The organism is Terrisporobacter sp. (assembly GCF_017888745.1).
GTDB lineage: Bacteria > Bacillota > Clostridia > Peptostreptococcales > Peptostreptococcaceae > Terrisporobacter.
The window spans coordinates 1-2,980 of sequence record NZ_JAGHFM010000138.1 but is presented as its reverse complement, the minus strand read 5'-3'; the positions used below and the strand labels follow the sequence as shown (position 1 = coordinate 2,980).

Annotated in this window: 3 protein-coding genes; all 3 read right to left on the bottom strand. The window is 27.0% G+C overall.

Features of this window, described 5'->3' with window-relative positions:
- Window positions 1–356: 356 nt before the first annotated feature.
- Window positions 357–1,457: an NAD/NADP-dependent octopine/nopaline dehydrogenase family protein gene (locus J7G74_RS06640; RefSeq protein WP_297133361.1), complete on the bottom strand. Its 1,101-nt coding sequence runs from the start codon at window positions 1,455–1,457 to the stop codon at window positions 357–359.
- Window positions 1,458–1,697: 240 nt separating this feature from the next.
- Window positions 1,698–2,228, bottom strand: a complete 531-nt coding sequence (locus tag J7G74_RS06635) for a hypothetical protein (protein ID WP_297133359.1) — start codon at window positions 2,226–2,228, stop codon at window positions 1,698–1,700.
- A 207-nt stretch (window positions 2,229–2,435) separates the two neighbouring features.
- Window positions 2,436–2,980 (bottom strand): rhodanese-like domain-containing protein (locus J7G74_RS06630; RefSeq protein WP_297133357.1); only part of this gene is annotated, 545 nt, incomplete at its 5' end.

Here is a 2,980-nt window from a genome sequence, read left to right as displayed (position 1 = left end):
TAGTAATTTCATTATTTAATTTTATAACATCTAAATTTTTACAAAACTTCTTTGATTCAAAAATATTAACTTTAAACCCCTTTTGTGTTAAATCCGCAGCCGCCGTAATACCACCATTACCTGCTCCCATTATTGCAACTTTTTTTACCTTCATAAATATATTCCCCCCTAATATAGTTATTATTTTTATGTAAGAAACTTTGTATATTTTTTAATAATTTCCTATAATATTTAGCTAGCATACATAAATATCATAAAAATAGTTTTGAATTAAGTAATATATTTCATATTTATTCTTTGATTTATATTATTTAAAAAAGTGCTATGAAATAAATATTCCATCAGCACTTTTTTTATTAAACTGCATCAATTAAACCTTGTTTGTCATGCACACCTTTTATACCTAATTTTTCTACTGTAAGTCCTATTTTATAGAAATCTGTTTGCAATAAAGTTCCACCAAGTACTATGATTGCATCTATGTTTGGAGTTGGTACTTTTAATATTTTTCCAAGATTTGACCAAAGTACAAGGCCTGTTGATATATCTTCTGTTATATAACGATTTGTTACACTTGTAGGTCCTTTTATTTGACCAAATACCTCACTAGTATTAAATAATTCTTGAAGAGTTTTATTCTTATCCTCTTCTAAATACCCTCTATTTATACGACTCTCTCTTGCTCCTTCAACTTCAAATCCTAAAGCTCTACCAAGGGCAATTCTTTCTTTTTCAACTGCTTGTAATACGTTTATAGTATGTTCTGTTATTCCTTCTTTATATAGCCAAAATTCTCCATTAGAATAATCTATTCTTCCTGCATTAAGTAGTGCTGGTCCTGGATGTACTTCTGGATTACCATTTTCTAAGTTAACATGCCATATATTTTTTGCTGGTACAAAACAATCATATAACTGTGATAAAGATTCCATAATTTCATCTATATCAGATGCTGGATATGAACCTAAAAATAGTTTTTTAACCCTTAATGATAACTCTACCCTCGCTTCCTCAGCAAAAGCTCTAGTTCCATATGTTAATGAATTAGATTCACATATTTTAAATTTCTTTTCTATTCCCATTTCTTTAGCTTTATTAACAAATCTTATACAACCCATAGCCGCAGCACTATTTATGTAAATTATTTGATCTTCCCTTACAACTGGAGCAAGTATTTCCGCAAAATATTCTACTGCCATTCCAGGTATAGCTAACATTATAATTTGAGCTCCTAATATAGCTTCTTTTATATCATCTGTTACTAAATGTACTTTCTCAGTACTTTCACATTCCAATGTTTGAAGTAAAATTTCTCCTTTTTCTTTTATAACATCTAAGTTTCTACAAAATTTATGTGATTGAAATAAATTTACTTCAAATCCTTTACTTGAAAGATCAGCAGCAGCTGTAATACCACCATTACCACCACCTAATATGGCCACTCTTTCTACTTTCATTCTAATACCTCCTAACTAATGATACTATTCTAATTTTCCCCATTTACTAAAAGGTTATTATTTAATCTTTTATTTTAAAAAAAATTAACCTATTAAGTTGTCTTAACAGGTTAATTGTCTAATAAGTTATATATTATCACATCAAATTAAAAACTTCAATATATTTACAAGTTGTTATTATAGAAATAATAAAAAGACTAGATTATCTCATAGAATATCCAGCCTTTTCATTTATTAATTTTATTTACTATTTTCAAACCACTTTGTCATATCTTCCATAGTTTTAAGATCAATTGAATCATCCACTATAAAAAAAATGCTATTTGTTTTATTATTAGTAAAGTTAATATAGTAACTGTCGACTTTTGTTCCATTCAAATAAAAAGTACATGCTCTATAACTAGAACCATTAGAAAATGTACATGCATCACCATAAGGAGATACAAAAATTTTCTCAATAGACAATACATCACCTAGATAATAATCTTCCAAATAATATCCAGACTTTTCATTTAGATCTTCATTTTGTAATAATTCGCTATCTATAGAATGTTGAATAAAATAGACCTTACACCCCTTATTTTGAATAGGCATATTGGCAAAATAAAGTAGCCCATCTTCATTGGTAGAACAATACCATTCCTCAGGCACTTTAGCTATTCCTATACCTGGTATTTCAATATTCTTATATCCATCATATCTATAATATTCATTTACAAAAAATATAAATAAAATAGATATCAATATCATAAATATTCCACTTTTTCTCATTTGTTTTGCCCCTTTATTTTTTAATATACACAGTATACATTTCAACTTATATCTTACCTTAAATATATTTGTACATATAAAATGAATATCCTTTTATTTATTATGAAAATAATCTTTATTTTTGGTTAAAATAATTTTACAAAAAAGATGCCCTCATATAATGATTAATATCATCTTAAGAGAGCATCTTATTATTTTATCTATAAACTACTTAGTAAAACTAAATTCGTATTCTTTTGTTCCATCTATTGAATTATAAATTTTTTTATATCCGTTTTTTTCTAATATTTGTGACGCTTCAGAAGTTCTCGTTCCTGTATTGCAGTATAAATATATTTCTTGATTTTTATCTTTTAATTGAGACATTTTTGATTCAAATTCATCCATAGGTATATTTATAGCATTTTCTGCATGTTTTTTTTCAAAATCTTTAGAATCTCTAAGATCTAGTATAACAGCATCTTTATTTTTAGTAGCTAATTCTTCAAATTGACTTCCTGTTATATTAGTATATGTAACAGTTGCATACTCATGCTCTTCCATTCCATCTGCTGCGTTATAAACGTTTTTAAATCCATTGTCAGCTAACATTTGAGCTGCTTTACCACTTTTATTTCCTGTATTGCATATTAATACTATTGTTTGATTTTTATAAGATTCTAGCTCACTTATCTTTCCTTCAAACTCATCAAATGGTATGTTTATTGCATTAGTTAAATGTCCTTTAGCATATGCATCAGCATCTCTAACAT

Coding starts and splice junctions, on each gene's coding strand:
- J7G74_RS06635 (WP_297133359.1), bottom strand. CDS start 2,228: ATGAGAAAAAGTGGAATATTTATGATATTGATATCTATTTTATTTATA.
- J7G74_RS06640 (WP_297133361.1), bottom strand. CDS start 1,457: ATGAAAGTAGAAAGAGTGGCCATATTAGGTGGTGGTAATGGTGGTATT.